Below are 18405 nucleotides of genomic sequence, written 5' to 3' on the forward strand. Positions count from 1 at the left end.
GCGGTTCGTCACACTCAGGTCGCCTCCCGTGTGCCCTCCGTCTCACCCGTGAGCAACCGCTCCAGCGCGGCCCGGTCCGGCAGGCCCTCGGGGCGTACGACCTCGCCGGTGCGCACGTACAGGAAGGCGGCCGTGACCGACTCGGGCGGGACACCCTGCTGCTCGGCCCAGCCGAGGCGGTACACGGCGAGCTGGAGCGGGTCGGCGGTGCGGGTGCGGCCGGTCTTCCAGTCGAGGATCTCGTACGTCGCCTCGTCACCGTCGCCGTTTTTGTAGACGGCGTCGATGCGGCCCCGGATGACGCGGCCGGCCAGTGTGACCTGGAAGGGGGCTTCCACCCGGTAGGGCGTGCGCCGGGCGTACTCGGTGCGTTCGAAGGCCTCCTTCAGGGCTTCGAGGTCGTGTTCGTCGGCGATCTCGGCGTCGCCGCCGGGCAGCTCGTCCGGCTCCAGCAGGGGCAGGGTCAGTTCCTCGAAGCGGGCCTCGACCCAGGCGTGGAACCGGGTGCCCCGGCGTGCGGCCGGTTGCGGGGGGCGCGGCATGGGGCGCGCGAGTTCCTGTGCGAGTCCGTCGGGGTCCTCGGCGAGCCGCAGCAGCTGGGACGCGGTGAGCGTGGCGGGCAGGGGGACCTCGGTGACGGCCTGCCGGGCGCGCAGCAGCTCTCCGGTGAGCGCGTCCAGGTCACGGTCCCAGGAGGCGACGGTGCGGGCCTCCTCCGGGGTGAGGCCGGTGCCGGGCCGCGGCGCGGTGGTCCGGGGGTGGTCCTGCGCGGCGGACACCTGGTGCGGGACCAGACCGGTGGGGGCGTCCGGAGTGGAAGCGGGGGTGCCGGCCGGGAGTGCGTCGCGCGTCCCGCCGTAGGGCTCCTCGTCGCCGTCGGGCTCGTGGCCGTGGGGCGGCAGGGGGTCCTCGTGGGGGGCGTCCTCGTAAGGGTCGCCGTCGTAAGGGTCGCCGTAGGGGTCTTCGTACGGCTCTTCGTCGTACGGGGCGTCGTACGGGTCGTCGTCCGGTGGCGCGGGCCAGTCCGGGTGTTCGTCGCCGGCGGGGTCGTGCAGGGCCGGGCCGGGGCCTTCGGGACGGGCGGCGAGGGCGTCCAGGTGGGCGAGGACGGTCCGGGCGGCGGCACGGCGGCGGGCCAGCGCGCCGGCGTCCAGCGGGAGCGGCCACACCTGGTCGGTGCCGGCCGTGTGCAGGGCCGGGTTCTCCGCGTCCTCGGCGGGCTCCTCCGCCCACGCCTCGATCTCGCCGTACCCGGCGGCGCAGTGGTCGTACAGGGCCTTCAGGAAGCCGGAGGGGCCGCGCTTCTTCTTCTGGCTGGGTCCCCACCAGTGGCCGGAGCCGAGCAGGAGCGAGCGGGGACGGGTGAAGGTGACGTAGCCGAGACGCAGTTCCTCGGTGTACTGGTGGTCCTTCATGGCCTCGTGGAAGGACTTCATGCCGCGCGCGTCCCAGCTGTCGACGTCGGGCAGGGTGTCGGTGTCGCCGCGCAGGGCGTGCGGCAGCACCTTGGCCTGCGCGGTCCACTTCTCGCGGCCCTGGGCGCTGGGGAAGGTGCCGGTGACGAGTCCGGGAACGGCCACGACGTCCCACTCCAGGCCCTTGGACTTGTGCGCGGTGAGCACCTTGACGGTGTTCTCGCCGCCGGGCAGCGCGTTGTCGAGCCCTTTCTCGTACTGGGCGGCGGTGCGCAGGAAGCCGAGGAAGGCCAACAGGGTGGCCTCGCCGTCGCTCGCGGCGAAGGACGCGGCGACGTCCAGGAAGTTGGACAGGGTCTCGCGGCGCCGGGCGGCCAGCGCGTGCGGTGACGCCGACAACTCCACTTCGAGGCCGGTGACGGCGAGGACGCGGTGCAGGACGTCCATCAGCGGGTCGGACAGCGAGCGGCGCAGGTCGCGCAGCTCGGCGGCGAGATGGGCGAAGCGCACGCGCGCGTCCGCCGAGAACGGCAGGCCGTCGTCGTCCCCGTAGTCCTCGGCCGGGGTCTCCAGGAAGGTGTCCAGGGCGTCGGCGAGCGATATCACCTCGGCCGGGTCGACGCCCTCGACGGCCGCCGCGAGCCGGCGGTCGGGGTCGTCGGCGGCGTCCACGCGCGCGTGGGCGACCAGCAGGCGGGCCCGGCGGCCCAGCAGGGCGAGGTCGCGGGGGCCGATGCGCCAGCGCGGTCCGGTCAGCAGGCGCACCAGGGCGGCGTTGGCGCCGGGGTCCTGCAGGACCTCGCAGACGGCGACGAGGTCGGCGATCTCGGGCAGGTGCAGCAGCCCGGACAGGCCGACCACCTCGACGGGGATGTCCCGGGCGACGAGGGCGCCCTGGATCTCGGCGAAGTCGGTCGCGGTCCGGCACAGGACGGCGATCTCGCCGGGTGGCGTGCCGGTGCGCACGAGGTGGGCGAGGGAGTCGGCGATCCAGTCGATCTCCTCGGCGTGGGTGGGCAGCAGGGCGCAGCGGACCGTGCCGTCGTACTCGGCGCCGGGCGCCGGGCGGAGGGCCTGCACGCCCGCGTGCATGGCGCGCAGGGGCGCGGCCAGGCCGTTGGCGAGGTCGAGCAGGCGCCCGCCGCTGCGGCGGTTCTCGCTGAGCGCCTGCCGGGCGGCGGGCCGGCCGTCGGCGCCCGGGAAGTGGTCGGGGAAGTCGTCCAGGTTGGCGACGGAGGCGCCGCGCCAGCCGTAGATGGCCTGGCAGGGGTCGCCGACGGCGGTCACCGGGTGGCCGGTGCCGCCGCCGAACAGGCCGGCCAGCAGGACGCGCTGGGCCACGGAGGTGTCCTGGTACTCGTCCAGGAGGACCACGCGGAACTCCTCGCGCAGCAGGCGGCCCACCTCGGGGATGCGGGCGAGGCGGGCCGACAGGGCGATCTGGTCGCCGAAGTCGAGCAGGTCCCGCCGTCGTTTCTCGGCTCGGTAGCGCTGGACGAGGTCGGCGAGTTCCCGGCGGGCGGCGGCCGTCTCCGGGACCTTGCGCAGGTCGGCGTTGGTGAGCCTGGCGCCCTCCAGGGTGTGCAGCAGACCGGCGTCCCAGGCGCGCAGTTCCTCCGGTTCGACGAGGTGTTCGGCGAGTTCGGAGTCGAGGGCGAGCAGGTCGCTGACCAGGTCGGCGAAGGAGCGGGTCAGCGCCGGGTACGGTCCCGGGGCCTCGCGCAGCACGCGCGCGGCGAGCTGGTAGCGAGTGGCGTCGGCGAGCAGCCGGGAACTGGGCTCCAGGCCGATGCGCAGGCCGTGGTCGGTGAGCAGCCGGCCGGCGAAGGCGTGGTACGTCGAGATGACCGGCTCGCCCGGCGGGTTGTCGGGGTCCACGGAGTCGGCGTCGGTGACTCCGGCCTTGATCAACGCCTTGCGGACGCGCTCGGCCAGCTCGCCCGCGGCCTTGTTGGTGAAGGTCAGGCCGAGGACCTGCTCGGGGGCGACCTGTCCGGTGCCGACCAGCCAGACCACGCGGGCCGCCATCACGGTGGTCTTGCCCGACCCGGCACCGGCCACGATCACCTGCGGGGCGGGCGGCGCGGTGATGCAGGCCGTCTGCTCCGGGGTGAACGGGATGCCGAGGAGCTCCTTGAGCTGCTCGGGGTCGGTGATAGGGGCGGACATGTCGAAAGAGGCTAGCGGCGGGGACTGACAATCAGGTGCCCAGCGGTCGCCCGGGGCGGAAGAAGCACAGGTCAGCGTGGGTGGTGGGGTACGTCACGCCTGCCGCCGGGGCTCACTCCACGACGTGCCGGCCCTCCGGGCGCGCGCTGCACGAGGCACGGAAGGCGCAGTGTGCGCAGTGCTGGCCGGCGCTGGGGGTGAACCGCTCGTCGAGGACCTTGCCGGCGGCCGTGGCCAGCAGCTCGCCGACCCACTCCTGCGCCGTCGGCTCCTGCGTCTGGACCTTGGGCAGGCTGTCGCCTCCGTCGCGCTTGGCGGCGCCCTGGCGGAGGTGGACCAGTTCCGCGCCGCCCGGTTCGGGGCGGGCACCGTCGAAGGCGGTGTCGACGGCGCCTTCCCGGATCGCGAGCTGGTAGACGGCGAGCTGGGGGTGGTGCTCCACCTCGCGCGCGGTGGGCGCCTGCTTGCCGGTCTTGAAGTCGACCACGTAGGCCCGGCCCGCGGCGTCCTTCTCCACGCGGTCCATCTGGCCGCGGATGCGCACCTGGTAGTCGCCCGCTTCCAGGGTGACGTCGAAGTCCTGCTCGCTGGCCACCGGGGTACGGCCGGTCCGGTCCAGCACATGCCAGTTCAGGAAGCGTTCGAGCGCCACGCGCGCGTTCTCCTTCTCCTGCCGCGACTTCCAGGGCGCGTCGAAGGCGAGCGCGTTCCACACCGAGTCCAGGCGCTCCATGAGGACGTCGAGGTCGGCGGGGGTACGGCCGGAGGCGACCTCGTCGGCGAGGACGTGCATGACGTTGCCGAAGCCCTGGGCGGTGGTGGCGGGGGCGTCGGCCTTCACCTCGCGGCCGAGGAACCACTGGAGCGCACAGGTGTTGGCGAGCTGGTCGAGGGCGCTGCCGGAGAGCACCACGGGCTGGTCCCGGTGGCGCAGCGGCACCTTGCTCTCGGTCGGCTCGTACATGCCCCACCAGCGGTAGGGGTGCGCGGACGGCACCAGCGGTCGGCCGTCCTCGTCGGCGAGCGCGGCGAGCCGGGCCAGACGGCGGGCGGCGGCCTCGCGCAGCGCGGCGGACGCGCGCGGGTCGACCGTGGTGGCGCGCAGCTCGGCGACGAGCGCGGCGACGGACAGCGGGCGGCGGGGACGTCCGGTGACGTCCTTGGGTTCGACGCCCAGCTCGGTCAGGAACCGGGACGGCTGGTCGCCGTCGTCGGCCGGGGCCTTCACGGCGGTGACGACGAGCCGGTCGCGCGCGCGCGTGGCGGCGACGTAGAACAGCCGGCGTTCCTCGGCGAGCAGCGCGCCCGGGGGCAGCGGCTCGGCGAGGCCGTCGCGGCCGATGCGGTCGGCTTCCAGCAGCGAGCCACGGCGCCGCAGGTCGGGCCACAGGCCCTCCTGGACGCCGGCGACGACGACCAGCCGCCACTCCAGGCCCTTGGAGCGGTGCGCGGTCATCACGCGGACGGCGTCGGGGCGTATCGCGCGGCGCGTGAGCGTGTCGGCGGCGATGTCCTCGGCCTCGATCTCCGCCAGGAAGTTCAGGGCGCCCCGGCCGCCGGTGCGCTCCTCCGCGCGCGCGGCGGTGGCGAACAGGGCGCACACGGCGTCCAGGTCACGGTCGGCGTTCCGGCCGGCCGCGCCGCCGCGCCGGGCGGCCCGCTCCAGGCGCCCGGGCCACGGTGTGCCCTCCCACAGGTCCCACAGCGCCTCCTCGGCGGTGCCGCCGCCCGCGAGGCGTTCGCGGGCCTTGCGCAGCAGCGCGCCGAGTCGCTGCGCGCCGCGCGCGTACGCCGGGTCGTGCACGGTCAGGCGCTCGGGCTCGGCGAGCGCCCGTGTGAGCAGCTCGTCGGAGGGCGGCGGCAGCGGGTTCCCGGCGGCGCGCTCCTCCTCGCGCAGGGCCCGGCCCAGGCGGCGCAGATCGGCCGCGTCCATGCCGCCGAGCGGGGAGGTGAGCAGGGTGAGGGCGGTCTCGGTGTCGAGCCAGGGGGTGTCCGGGGCCGGTCCGGCGGCGTCGGGGCCGTGTTCGCCGGTGCGTCCGGCTGCCGATGCGCTTGCGGCGGCTTCCTCTTCTTCGACTCCTCCGACTGCCGACTCTTCGGCTTCTTCGACTCCTCCGACTGCCGACTCTTCGATTTCTTCGGCTGCCGGCCCGGACTTCTCTATGCGCCCGGTGTCCCCGGTATGCCCGGCCCCCTCAACGGACGACGCGCGCTCGTCCTCCCCCGTACGCCCGCCCGCCTCCGAGCCGCCGGCCGGTCGCTCCGCCCGCTGCCGAGCCTCCGCCGTGGCGACCGCGCGCAGGGCCGTGAGCAGCGGCGCCACCGCCGGTTCGTGCCGCAGCGGCAGGTCGTCACCGTCGATGTCCACGGGGACACCGGCGGCGGTGAGGGCACGGCGGAGGCTCGGCAGGCTGCGGGAACCGGCACGTACCAGGACGGCCATGTCGCTCCAGGGGACACCGTCCTCCAGGTGCGCGCGGCGCAGGATGTCGGCGATGTTGTCCAGTTCGGCGCCGGCCGTCGGGTACGTGTGGACCTCGACCCGGCCGCCCTCCCGTACGGGGGCCGGTTCGCGGTGGACGCGGACCTTGTCCGCGGGCAGCCGGGTCAGCGGCATGCGCCGGGTGATCAGGCGGGTGGCGGCCAGCAGGGCGGCGCCGGAGCGGCGGGAGGTGCGCAGTACCTCGACGGGGGCGGGACGGCCGTCCGCGCACGGGAACGCGGCCGGGAAGTCGAGGATGCCGTTCACGTCGGCGCCCCGGAAGGCGTAGATCGACTGGTCGGGGTCGCCGAACGCGACCAGGGTGCGCCCCTGGCCGGCCAGGGCGTGCAGGAGCCGGACCTGGGCGGGATCGGTGTCCTGGTACTCGTCGACGTACACGGCGTCGTACTGGGCCGCGAGCCGGGCGGCGGTCTCCGGGCGCTGGGCCAGCAGGACCGCGCGGTGGACCAGTTCCGCGTAGTCGATCACGCCCTGGAGGTCGAGGGTGTCGAGGTACTCGGCGAGGAACGCGGCGGCGGCCCGCCAGTCGGGGCGGCCGATGCGGCCCGCGAAGGCGTCCAGGGCCTCCGGGCCGAGGCCAAGCTCGCGGGTGCGGGCGAGGACGGCGCGGACCTCGTCGGCGAAGCCCCGCGTGGTCAGGCAGGCGCGCAGTTCGTCCGGCCAGCGCACATGGGTCAGGCCGAGCCGCTCCAGCTCCGGCTGGCCGGCGAGCAGCTCGCGGACGGCGACGTCCTGCTCGGGGCCGGACAGCAGGCGCAGCGGCGTGGTGAACCGGTCGCTGTCCTGGTGGGCGCGGACCAGGGCGTAGCAGTAGGAGTGGAACGTGGTCGCCCTGGGCGCGCGGGCGGCGCCCATGCGCAGGGCCATGCGGTCGCGCAGGTCGACGGCTGCCTTGCGGCTGAACGTGAGCACCAGGACGCGCGCGGGGTCGCCGCCCCGGGCGATCCGGGCGGCCACGGACTCCACGAGGGTGGTGGTCTTGCCGGTGCCGGGGCCGGCCAGCACGAGCAGCGGGCCGCCGCGGTGGTCAACCACGGCGCGCTGCGCCGCGTCCAGACGAGGGGGATCCGCGACGGGCGGCGGGGTACGGACCAGTCGGTAGACGCCACGGCTCCCCTGCCGCACCGAGGGGTGCGGCAGGCGCCTGGTGGACGAAGAGGAGCTCACGTGATCGGCCGGTCCTGGTGGTTGTGCTGGCGGGCGGGCGGTCACGCGCGCGAGGCGGTGACCGCGGGGTGAGGGGGACACGTGCCGCCGGCGCTACGCCGCCGCCCCGGGCGGAAGCAGAGCTTCCGGTTCCTCCCGTCGGGCAATCGGGTCATCCGGCTGGGTGCTCGAGCCGTCCCGCCGGACGCTCGGGTCATCCCGCCGGACGCTCGGGCCACGCGTATCCCACCCCTCACGAACGTACGGCATGCCACAGACGTCCCCGATGTCACCCGAACGGGCCACGGGTCTGCCCTGGCGGCATCCGATGGCGGAAGCTGTCAGGTGTGACCCTCCGCGTCCGCACCGCCGTCCCAGCGGGCCCGTCGCATGTCGAGCCGCGGCAGATGCCCCTGTGCGGTCCTGCCCGCCTGCTTCAGCGGGGTGCCCTCCGCGCGGTAGTGCGCCAGCGCGCGCAGCTCGTGTCCGGGCAGCAGCGCGCCGTCGGCGCGTACGACCCGCCACCACGGAACGGCACCGCCGTAGAGGGCCATCACCCGGCCGACCTGGCGCGGGCCGCCCTCCTCCAGCCACTCGGCGACGTCGCCGTAGGTCATGACCCGGCCGGGCGGGATCCGCTCGGCGACCTCCAGGACCCGCTCGGCGTACTCCGGCAGCGCGTCCGGGTGACCGGCGCGGGCGTCTTCGGGAGGGCTCTGCTCGCTCATCCGCACCATCCTGCCGCACCGCTCGGGCTTCCCGGCGGGGTGCGGGGAGAAGGGCGTCCTCGCCCCCGAGCGGCGCTTCGGGCAGACTGTGCGCCCGCGCATCCGCACCCTGATGCCCCGGTGTGCCGGTGGGGCATGCCACCATCGTGCGGGCGGTGACTGGTGATACGAGACCAAGAAGAGACCATGAACGAGCAGGGCGCGCACCCCGACAGAGCGGCGGGCACCCCTGACGCCTCCGCGCACCCGGACGCCTCCCGCGCGGGCGAGACCGGCACCGGCGCGCGGCGCGAGGACACCGGTCCGCCCGAGAACGACGCCGTACGTGGCGACGACAGCACGGCCGACGACGCCGTACGTGGCGACGACAGCACGGCCGACGACGCCGTACGTGATGACGACAGCGCGGCCAAGGACACCGGTCCGTCCGGGAACGACGGCGCGCGTGAGGACGACAGCGCGCCCCGGGCCGACGGCACGCGCGACGAGGCCTCAGGCGGGGACGACGGCACGCGCGCGCGTACGGACGCGTCCGCAGCCGACGAAAGCGACGTCCCGCGCGCGCGGGACGGCGACGCGGCCCCCGAGAGGACGCCCGGCGCGGCGAACACCCCCCCGGACCACCCGCCGTACGACGACGACCCGCACGCCGAGCGGGTGGCGGTCGACGAACCGCTGCTCCCCGCGCGCGTGCACCGCCCCTCCGACCTCATGCGGCTCCTGGTGGGCGTCCTGGCCATCGTGGTGCTCCTGGCGATCGCCGCGTTCGCGCACGGCACCACCTCGGGGTTCGAACAGGACATCAACAAGGGCACCGGCCAGGCCCCGGACCTGCTGATCAAGATCGCGGGGCTGGCGTCCAGCATCGCGATCCTGCTGGTACCGGTCGCCTTCGCCATCGAACGGCTGGTCAAACGCGACGGCCTGCGCATCGCCGACGGCGTCCTGGCCGCCGTCCTGGCCCACGGAGTGACGCTCGCCACCGATCTATGGGTCGCCCGGGCCGCCCCGGACTCGATCCAGGAGGCGCTCACCCAGCCCTCGCCGGGCGACATCCACGCCCTGACCGACCCGGTGCACGGCTATCTGGCACCCGTGATCGCCTATATGTCGGCCGTCGGCATGTCCCGCAGACCCAGGTGGCGCGCGGTGCTGTGGATCGTGCTGCTGCTCGACGCGTTCTCGATGCTGGTCACGGGCTACACGACTCCCTTCTCGATCATCCTCACGGTGCTGATCGGCTGGTCCGTCGCGTACGGCACCCTCTACGCGGTCGGCTCCCCCAATGTCCGCCCCACCGGCCAGACCCTGATGGCGGGCCTCAGGCACGTCGGCTTCCGCCCCGTCAGCGCCTCCCGGGAGGACACCTCGGAGTCGGAGAGCGGCGACCGGGGCCGGCGCTATTTCGTCGCCCTGGAGGACGGCCCGCCGCTGGACGTCACGGTCGTCGACCGGGAACAGCAGGCACAGGGGTTCTTCTACCGCGCGTGGCGCAATCTGACCCTGCGCGGCTTCGCCACCCGCTCCAGCCTCCAGTCGCTGCGCCAGGCGCTGGAGCAGGAGGCGCTGCTGGCGTACGCGGCGATCGCGGCCGGCGCCAACGCGCCGAAGCTGATCGCCACCTCGGAACTCGGCCCCGACGCGGTGATGCTCGTCTACGAGCACACTGGGGGCCGCACCCTGGACTCGCTGGCCGACGAGGAGATCACCGACGATCTGCTGCGCAACACCTGGCACCAGGTACGGGCGCTGCAGTCCCGGCGCATCGCGCACCGCAGGCTGGCCGGTGACGCGATTCTGGTGGATCGTTCCGGCAGGGTGATCCTCACCGATCTGCGCGGCGGCGAGATCGCGGCCGGGGAACTGCTGCTGCGCATGGACGTCGCCCAGCTGGTCACCACGCTCGGCCTGCGGGTCGGCGCCGAGCGCGCCGTGGCCTCGGCGGTCGGCGTGCTCGGGCCGGACGCGGTCGCCGACTGCCTGCCGATGCTCCAGCCGATCGCGCTGACGCGCTCCACGCGCGCGACACTGCGCCGGCTGGCCCGGGAGCGGGCCCAGCGCGAGCGCGAGGCCGTGCTCGAAGCCTCCCGCCAGGCCAAGCTGGCACGCCTGGAAGAGGCGTCCGGGACGGCCGGGACAGCCGCCGGAAAACCCGACAAGAAGACCGTCCGCGCCGAGCAGCGCGCGGAGAAACGCGCCATCGACGAGGCCGTGGAGGAAGCCCGCGAGGAGGACCTGCTCACCCAGATCCGGCACCAGGTGTTGCGGATCAGGCCCCAGGCCCCCGTGGAACCGGCCCGTCTGGAGCGGATCCGGCCGCGCACGCTGATCAGCTTCATCGCCGGCGCGATCGGTGCCTACTACCTGCTGTCGCAACTGACCCACATCGAGTTCGGAACGCTGTTCGCGCAGGCCCAGTGGGGCTGGGTGGCCGCCGCGGTGCTGTTCTCCGCGCTCAGTTACGTCGCCGCGGCGATGGCGCTGCTGGGGTTCGTACCGGAGCGGGTGCCGTTCCCCCGGACCGTGGCGGCGCAGGTCGCCGGGTCGTTCGTGAAGATCGTGGCACCGGCCGCGGTCGGCGGGGTGGCCCTCAACACGCGGTTCCTCCAGCGCGCGGGCGTGCGCCCGGGGCTCGCGGTGGCGAGTGTCGGCGCCTCGCAGCTGTTCGGGCTCGGCTGCCACATCCTGATGCTGCTCTCCTTCGGCTATCTGACCGGTACCGAGAAGACGCCGTCGCTGTCGCCGTCCCGTACGGTCATCGCGGGCCTGCTGACGGTGGCCGTCCTGGTCCTCGTGGTCACCTCGGTGCCGTTCCTGCGGAAATTCGTCGTCACGCGCGTGAGGTCGCTGTTCGCCGGTGTCGTACCGCGCATGCTCGACGTGCTCCAGCGGCCGCAGAAGCTCATCACCGGCATCGGCGGCATGCTGCTGCTGACCGCTTGCTTCGTGATGTGCCTGGACGCCTCCATCCGGGCCTTCGGCGACGGCTCGGTGTCGCTGAGCATCGCCAGCGTCGCCGTCGTCTTCCTCGCCGGCAACGCGCTCGGTTCGGCGGCCCCCACCCCCGGTGGCGTCGGCGCGGTCGAGGCGACCCTGACGGTCGGTCTGATCGCCGTGGGCCTGCCCAAGGAGGTCGCCGCCCCGGCCGTCCTGCTGTTCCGGCTGCTGACCCTGTGGCTGCCGGTGCTGCCGGGCTGGCTGGCCTTCAACCACCTCACCCGCAAGGGAGCGCTCTGAGGCCGGTAGGGAAGCCCTCTGAGACCCGCGAGGGAACGGCTGAGACGGAGAGGGAGCGCTCCGAGAACCGCGAGGGAACGGCTGAGACCGAGAAGGAGCGCCCCGAGAACCGCGAGGGAGCCCTCTGAGCGCCCGGTGATGTAGCCCGGACGGCCCGCGCCCCGCGCGAGCCGGCGTGCGCACGCTCACGATGGGGAGCATGGCGAACCCCTCCCGGCTGCGCGCCACCGCGCTGACCACCTCCGCTGTGCTGCTCTTCGCCGCGCTGACCGGCTGCGGCGGCGACTCCGAGGACGGGGATCTCACCCACCAGCGGCTGGACTGGAAGGACTGCCCGGTCCCGTCCGAGGCGGAGGGCGGCGGCAGCGCCCCCTCGCCGCTGCCGAACGGCACCGAGTGGCAGTGCGCCACCATGAAGGCGCCGCTGGACTGGGCCGAGCCCGAGGGCGACACGATCGGCATCGCCCTGATCCGCGCCCGGGCCGGCGGCCCCGCGGACCGCCGGATCGGCTCGCTGGTGTTCAACTTCGGCGGCCCCGGCGGCAGCGGCGTCACCACGCTGCCCGCGTTCGGCCCGGACTACGCGGCCCTCGGCACCCGCTACGACCTGGTCAGCTTCGACCCGCGCGGGGTCGGCCGCAGCGCGCCGGTCAAGTGCGAGAGCGACGCCCGGCTGGACGAGTTCTTCCAGCAGGACGCCACCCCGGACGACGGCGCCGAACGCACCGAGCTGTTGCGGCGCACCCGGCAGTTCAACGCGGCCTGCGAGCAGAACTCCCAAAAGATCCTGCCGCACGTGCGCACCACCGACGCGGCCCGCGACATGGACCTGATGCGCCAGGTCCTCGGCGACCGCAAACTGCACTACTTCGGCATCTCCTACGGCACCGAACTCGGCGGCGTCTACGCCCACCTGTTCCCCAAGAACGTCGGCCGGGCCGTCTTCGACGCCGTCGTCGACCCCACCCAGAACGCCGAACAGAGCGCGCTGGGCCAGGCGAAGGGCTTCCAGCTCGCCCTGGACAACTTCGCCGAGGACTGCACCTCCAAGACCACGGAATGCCCGATCGGCGACACCCCGCAGGAAGTGAAGGAGCGCATCGCGAAACTGCTCGCCGATCTGGAGAAGAAGCCCATCCCGGGCATCTCCCCGCGCGAGCTGACCCAGACCGCCGCCACCAACGGCATCGCGCAGTCCCTGTACTCGAAGGACTTCTGGGAGTACCTGACCGAGGGGCTGGAAGAGGCCTACGACGGCGACGGCAGAATCCTCATGCTGCTGTCCGACTCGATGAACGGCCGCAGCGAGAACGGGGAGTACAGCAATCTCACCGCGGCGAACGCCGCCATCAACTGCTCCGACGACAGGGCGCGGTACACCGTGGACCACGTCCAGCGGCGGCTCCCCCGGTTCCGCGCCGCGTCCGAGCTGTTCGGGGACTACCTGGCCTGGGGCCTGATCAGCTGTACGGACTGGGCGGTGCCCGGCGCCGCAGACCATCCCGAGGTGAGCGCGCGGGGGTCGGCGCCCATCCTCGTCATCGGCAACACCGGCGACCCGGCCACCCCGTACGAGGGCGCGAAGAAGATGGTGAACGCGCTCGGCAAGGGCGTCGGCGTCGAGCTGACGTACAGGGGCCAGGGGCACGGGGCCTACGACAGCAAGAACAAGTGCGTGCAGCGCGCGGTGAACGGCTACCTGCTGGACGGGAAGGTGCCGAAAGCCGGCCTGGTCTGCTCCTGACATCTCCCGGAACCGGCGAGTAAGCGCAGGTCAGAGCGTTATCCACAGGCGCCCACGACCGGGCCGAAGACGCCTACCATGGCTTGGACGACCGGCGCGGCACGACGCGGCGGGCCTGTTACGGGGGGTGCTCATGAAGCGATTTCTACGGTGGACGGCCGCGGTGGCGGCCGGGCTGCTGCTGGCCGGCTGCGGCGGCTCGTCCGGCGGGGACGGAAAGGGCGACGAGGGCAAGGGGACCGGCTCCGCTCCCCCGTCGGCACCGGGCTCCCCCGCCGCGCCGTCCGCCACGGCCCTTCCCGCCTCGCTCACTTCGCAGCGGCTCGACTGGCACCGGTGCGAGGCCGTCGGTGACTCCCCCGCGCCGGGCGCCGCTTGGCGGTGCGCGACGCTCAAGGTGCCACTGGACTGGTCCGCTCCGCATGGCAAGACGATCGGTGTCTCCCTCATCCGCTCCCGGGCGACCGGCGGCGACCGCATCGGCTCGCTGCTGTTCAACTTCGGCGGCCCCGGCGGCTCGGGGCTGTCGGCGATGCCGTACTTCGCCTCCGCGGTCTCCGAACTCCACGAGCGCTACGACCTGGTGAGCTGGGACCCGCGCGGCGTGGGCGCGAGCGCGGGCGTGCGCTGCCGCGACGACCGGGAGATACAGACCGCCGAGACCGTGGACGCCACACCGGACACCCCGGCCGAGGAGCAGGCGTACTTCCGGGATGCCGCCGACTTCGGCAAGGACTGCCAGAAGGCGGCCGGCCCGCTGCTGGCCCATGTGTCCACCACCGACACGGCGCGCGACATGGACCTGATGCGCCAGGTCCTCGGCGACGACAGACTGCACTACTTCGGCATGTCCTACGGCACGGAAGTCGGCGGTGTCTACGCCCACCTGTTCCCCAAGCGGGTGGGCCGGCTGGTGCTGGACGCGGTGGTCGACCCGGCCGCGGACATGGTGGGTCACGCCGAGAACCAGGCCCGTGGCTTCCAGCGGGCGCTGGACGACTACCTGAAGTCCACCGGCCAGGACCCGGTACGGGGTTCGCGGGAGATAGCCGACCTGCTGAGGCGGCTCGACGCCGAGCCGCTGCCGGCCTCCTCCGGGCGGAGACTGACCCAGACCCTCGCGACCACCGGGATCATCCTCCCGCTCTACAGCGAGTCGAGCTGGCCCAGACTGACCAGCGCGCTGAAGTCGGCCCGACAGGGCGACGGTTCCGAACTGCTGGCGCTCGCCGACGAGTACAACGAGCGGGAAGCCTCCGGGCGATACGGCACCACGTCCCACTCCCAGCGGGTCATCTCGTGCCTGGACGACAAGCAGCGGCCGACCCCCGCCGAGACCAAGCGCCGGCTGGCCCGGTTCGAGCGGATCTCCCCGGTGTTCGGGGCCTACCTCGGCTGGGACACGGCGGGCTGGTGCCACGACTGGCCGATACCGGGGCAGTACGACACCCCGCAGGTCGCCGCTCCGGGCGCGGCCCCGATCCTGCTGATCGGCAACACCGGCGACCCGGCCACCCCCTACGAGGGCACCCGCGAAATGGCCGACGAACTGGGCCGCGGAGTAGGCATCCAACTCACCTGGAAGGGCGAGGGCCACGGGGCATACGGCAGCGGCAGCCACTGCGTCGACACGACGGTGAACACGTACTTGCTGAAGGGAACGGTGCCGAAGGACGGCAAGGTCTGCTCATAAACCGCACTTCCGTCTCCAGTGCGGCGGCGGGCATCCGGCGGCGCCTTCCCCACCCGCGCTGCAACGCGGGCCTATTCGGAGCCTTGCGGATCATCCGGGGCTGCCGCCCGCGCGCGTGAAGCACCGGCTGAGCCCGGCAGGCATGCGGCTGCCCCGGCCGGGCAGGGCCAGGGCAGCCGCACGAACAGGTCAGCGGTGGGCGGTGACGTAGTAAAGCTGCATCTCTTCCCACATCAGCGGTACCGGCTCGCTCGCGACAGTGAAGCCCTTCTCGCGCAGCAAGGCCTCGATCTCGGCAAGGGCGCCCTCGGTGTTGTCCACCTCCAAAAGGACGTTGCGCACCTTCGCCCAGTCCCCGTCGTCGATTCCGCGCAGCACCTCCAGCTCCGCCCCCTCGACGTCGATCTTGAGGAGGTCGACGGTGGTGGCCTCCGGGTGGTGCTCCGCCAGGAAGCGGGACAACCGGTCCACCTGGACGGTGATCGTCGTGGCCTGGAACAGGTCGGTGGCCGCCTGCTCACCGAGGCGTTCGCTCATCAGGCGCTTCTGCAGGGCCTTCTCCTCCGGGTGGAGGGTGGAGTTGCCCGGCATCGCCGGGTAGTAGGTGAAGGTCGCCTCGCAGGCCTCGGAGCCGACGGCGTAGGGGTACACCGTCACACCGTCGGCCTGGTGCAGTTCCAGGTTCTGCCGCAGTGCCTGGCGGTTCTCCGGGGCGGGCTCGAAGGCGATGACCCGGGCCGCCGGGTACTTCTGCTTCATGTAAAGGGAAAACAGCCCGATGTTCGCTCCGACGTCTATGACGAACGGCGCCTCAGGGAGCCCCGACTGTTCGTAGTTGTTGTCCTTGAATATCTCCTGGTAGATGAATCGGGCTTCGAACTCCCCGCTGGCATAGCAGGAGAATCCCTCTTCCAATTCGATGAGGTGCAGGCCCATGCTGTGGACTCCTTCCGCTGGGTCCGGAGCGTCGGCCAGCCACCGGCCCGCCCCGCTCAGAGATATTTCCACGTGAATAGTGGAGCGCTGCTCGCGACCGACTTGAGTCCTGGCTGTGTATTTCTGAACCGAGCGATTGGCCGGGAAACTCCACAAGACCGACCAGGCTTTTCTGTGGCAGCATCCGGGCCATGAGAATCCTCTTTCCTGCCGCGCCCGGATACGGGCTGCTGCTCCCGGTCATCCCGTTGGCATGGGCTGCGCGGGCAGCCGGCCACGAGGTCCTGCTCGCCACCACCGCCTATGTGACCAAGGCCGCCGCCGAGTCGGGGCTGCCGACGGTGGACGTCTTCCCGGCCCGCGATGTCGGCGCCGATCTGTTGCTGGGCTCCAAGGGGCAGGCCCCGACGGACGAGGAGGCCGGGGCGGGCCTGCCGCCCGGGTACTGGGAGCTGGCCGGTGCGATGCGCCCCTTCGACCTGTTCACGCTGGCCATGACCGAGGGCACCATCGAGGCCGGCCGCAGCTTCGGCGCGGACCTCGTGGTGTACCCGTCCGACCACGCCGCGGGGATGCTGGCGGCCGCGGCCCTGGGCGTGCCGGCCCTGGAGGTCGGCAACCGCGTCTCGTGGTCGATGCGCGACGAGGACGTCACGGCCAGCGGCGCGCAGAACCACCGCACCGGGGTCATCCCCCAGGACTCCCCGCTCATCGCGGGGCTGCGCAAGCGGCTGGGCATCGAGGACCGCGAGCCGGATCTGGTCGCCAGGATCGACCCGCGGGCACCCAGCCTGGGCGGCCTGTCGGCGGACGCCCCGGACCGCGACGGCGGCGCCCCCTGGTGGCCGATGCGCTACATCCCGTACAACGGGGGCGCGCTGGTGCCGGACTGGGCGCTGCGCCGCCCGGAGCGGCCGCGCGTCTGCCTGACCCTCGGCACGGTCATCCCGCTCATGTCCGACGGCAGCAAGCTCAGGACCCTGATGCAGGCGCTGGGCGAGCTGGACGCCGAGGTCGTCCTCGCGGATCACTCGACCGACATCTCGGCCCTGGGCACGCTGCCCGACAACGTTCGGCTGCCCGGCTATCTCCCGCTGTCCGCCTTCCTGGGCACCTGCTCGCTGATCGTGCACCACGGCGGCTCCGGCACCACGGCCGCCGCGCTGCACTACGGCGTACCGCAGCTGATCCTGCCCGAGGGCGCCGACAACCCGCTGGTGGCGCAGCGGGTGATCGACTGCGAGGCCGGTCTGTCGCTGCCGTTCGCCGACATCGAGCTGAACCGGGTACGGCAGCTGGTGCGCCGCCTGCTCGACGAACCCTCCTTCACGGACGCGGCGCGGGCGATCGGCGCGGAGATGGAGACCCAGCCCAGCCCCGCGTCGGTGATCGACCGGCTCATGCGGCAGCTGGCTCTCCGCTAGCCACCGTCCGGCTCGGATCAGCACTTAGGAGGTCCACTTGTTCTCCACAACGGCAGACTTCAGCAGCTGGTTCGCCGACCGCTGCCGGGCGCACGAGTACCAGGTGTCCCGGGTGCCGCTCGACCGGCTCGACGGCTGGCGGTTCGAGCGCGGGACCGGGAACCTGGTCCACCGCAGCGGCCGGTTCTTCTCCGTCGAGGGGCTGGACGTGCGGGACGCGGGCCGCGAGGTCGACGCCTGGCAGCAGCCGATCATCGTGCAGCCCGAGTACGGGATCCTCGGAATCCTGGTCAGGAGGTTCCACGGGGTCCCGCACTTCCTGCTCCAGGCCAAGATGGAACCGGGCAACGTCAACCTGGTCCAGCTCTCGCCCACCGTGCAGGCGACGAAGAGCAACTACACCCGGGTGCACGGGGGCAAGCCGGTCCCCTACCTGGAGCACTTCATCGCCCCGCACCGCGGGCGGGTGCTGCACGACGCGCTCCAGTCCGAGCAGGCCTCGTGGTTCCTGGGCAAACGCAACCGCAACATGGTCATCGAGATCGACGAGGAGATCGAGCTCCACGACGACTTCTGCTGGCTGACCGCCGCCCAGATCAGCGAGCTGCTCACCGTCGACAACCTGGTCAACATGGACACCCGGACCGTGCTCTCCGGCGCGACCCCGTTCCGGCTGACCGGCCCGGCCCACGGCGGCGGCTTCCGGGACGCGCTGAACCGCTCGTGGCGGCCGGACGCACAGCCGTACCACGACACGGCCCGGCTGCTGAGCTGGTTCACCGACACCAAGTGCCATTCCTCGCTCACCCGGCGGCGCATCCCCCTGGCGGACGTGGGCGGCTGGTCGAGGACCGACGGTGTCATCGCCCACGACGAGGGCAAGCACTTCACCGTGGTAGGGGTGGACGTCAGCGCCAGCAGCCGTGAGGTGGCCAGCTGGTCGCAGGTGATGCTCCAGCCGCGCAGCGAGGGGGTCATCGCCTTCCTGGCCAAGCCCATCAACGGGGTGATGCACCTGCTGGTGCAGGCGCGGACCGAGACAGGGGCCGGTGACGTGATCGAGCTGGCGCCGACGGTCCACTGCCAGCCGGCCAACTACCCGCTCAACGGGGCCCGGCCCCGGTACCTGGACGAGGTGGTCACCGCGCCCCCGGAGCGGATCCGCTTCGAGTCCGTCCACTCGGAGGAGGGCGGCCGTTTCTACCACGCGCAGAACCGGTACATGCTCGTCGAGGCCGACGCCGGCTTCCCCACCGAGGTCCCGCCCGACTACGCCTGGATGACGCTCCGCCAGCTGACCGAGTTCGTCCGCTACGGCAACTACATCAACGTGGAGGCCAGAAGCCTTCTGACCCTCCTCAACTTCGCCGACCTGCGCGCTCCGGTGCTGCCGAACGCGGCGTAGGACCA

At 72.8% G+C, this 18405-nt stretch carries 9 protein-coding genes; 5 read left to right on the plus strand and 4 right to left on the minus strand.

Going from position 1 to position 18405, the window contains the following annotated elements:
• Positions 1–14: 14 nt before the first annotated feature.
• The 3 genes from Srubr_RS25660 to Srubr_RS25670 form a co-directional block, all read right to left on the minus strand.
• Positions 15–3584 carry a UvrD-helicase domain-containing protein gene (locus tag Srubr_RS25660; RefSeq protein WP_189999426.1) on the minus strand — a complete coding sequence of 1190 codons (3570 nt, stop codon included), beginning with the start codon at positions 3582–3584 and terminating at the stop codon, positions 15–17.
• Positions 3585–3696: 112 nt separating this feature from the next.
• On the minus strand, positions 3697–7254 hold the full coding sequence (locus Srubr_RS25665) for an ATP-dependent helicase (RefSeq protein ID WP_189999427.1): 3558 nt from the start codon (positions 7252–7254) through the stop codon (positions 3697–3699).
• A 320-nt stretch (positions 7255–7574) separates the two neighbouring features.
• Positions 7575–7961, minus strand: coding sequence for an MGMT family protein (locus tag Srubr_RS25670; protein WP_189999428.1), 387 nt, complete (start codon positions 7959–7961; stop codon positions 7575–7577).
• Between the two features lie 186 nt (positions 7962–8147).
• On the opposite strand from Srubr_RS25670, the gene Srubr_RS25675 reads away from it, so the two are divergent.
• The 3 genes from Srubr_RS25675 to Srubr_RS25685 all read left to right on the plus strand — a co-directional run bounded on the left by Srubr_RS25675 (position 8148) and on the right by Srubr_RS25685 (position 14635).
• Positions 8148–11198, plus strand: a complete 3051-nt coding sequence (locus Srubr_RS25675; RefSeq protein WP_229926986.1) for a lysylphosphatidylglycerol synthase domain-containing protein — start codon at positions 8148–8150, stop codon at positions 11196–11198.
• 199 nt (positions 11199–11397) lie between these two features.
• Entirely contained in the window at positions 11398–12942 is a 1545-nt protein-coding gene (locus tag Srubr_RS25680; protein ID WP_189999429.1) for an alpha/beta hydrolase, read from the plus strand.
• 133 nt (positions 12943–13075) lie between these two features.
• Positions 13076–14635, plus strand: a complete 1560-nt coding sequence (locus Srubr_RS25685; protein WP_189999430.1) for an alpha/beta hydrolase — start codon at positions 13076–13078, stop codon at positions 14633–14635.
• Positions 14636–14824: 189 nt separating this feature from the next.
• Here the strand turns inward: Srubr_RS25685 and Srubr_RS25690 are convergent, their stop codons facing one another.
• Entirely contained in the window at positions 14825–15571 is a 747-nt protein-coding gene (locus tag Srubr_RS25690) for an FkbM family methyltransferase (protein WP_189999431.1), read from the minus strand.
• A gap of 191 nt (positions 15572–15762) precedes the next feature.
• On the opposite strand from Srubr_RS25690, the gene Srubr_RS25695 reads away from it, so the two are divergent.
• Together Srubr_RS25695 and Srubr_RS25700 are read left to right on the plus strand one after the other, a co-directional pair.
• Positions 15763–16995 (plus strand): nucleotide disphospho-sugar-binding domain-containing protein, encoded by a 1233-nt coding sequence (locus Srubr_RS25695; protein WP_189999432.1) that lies wholly within the window; start codon positions 15763–15765, stop codon positions 16993–16995.
• Between the two features lie 37 nt (positions 16996–17032).
• The gene (locus tag Srubr_RS25700) at positions 17033–18400 is read left to right on the plus strand and encodes an NDP-hexose 2,3-dehydratase family protein (protein ID WP_189999433.1); all 1368 of its coding nucleotides are present in this window, start codon (positions 17033–17035) and stop codon (positions 18398–18400) included.
• Positions 18401–18405: the final 5 nt, after the last annotated feature.

It is taken from the genome of Streptomyces rubradiris, assembly GCF_016860525.1.
GTDB lineage: Bacteria > Actinomycetota > Actinomycetes > Streptomycetales > Streptomycetaceae > Streptomyces > Streptomyces rubradiris.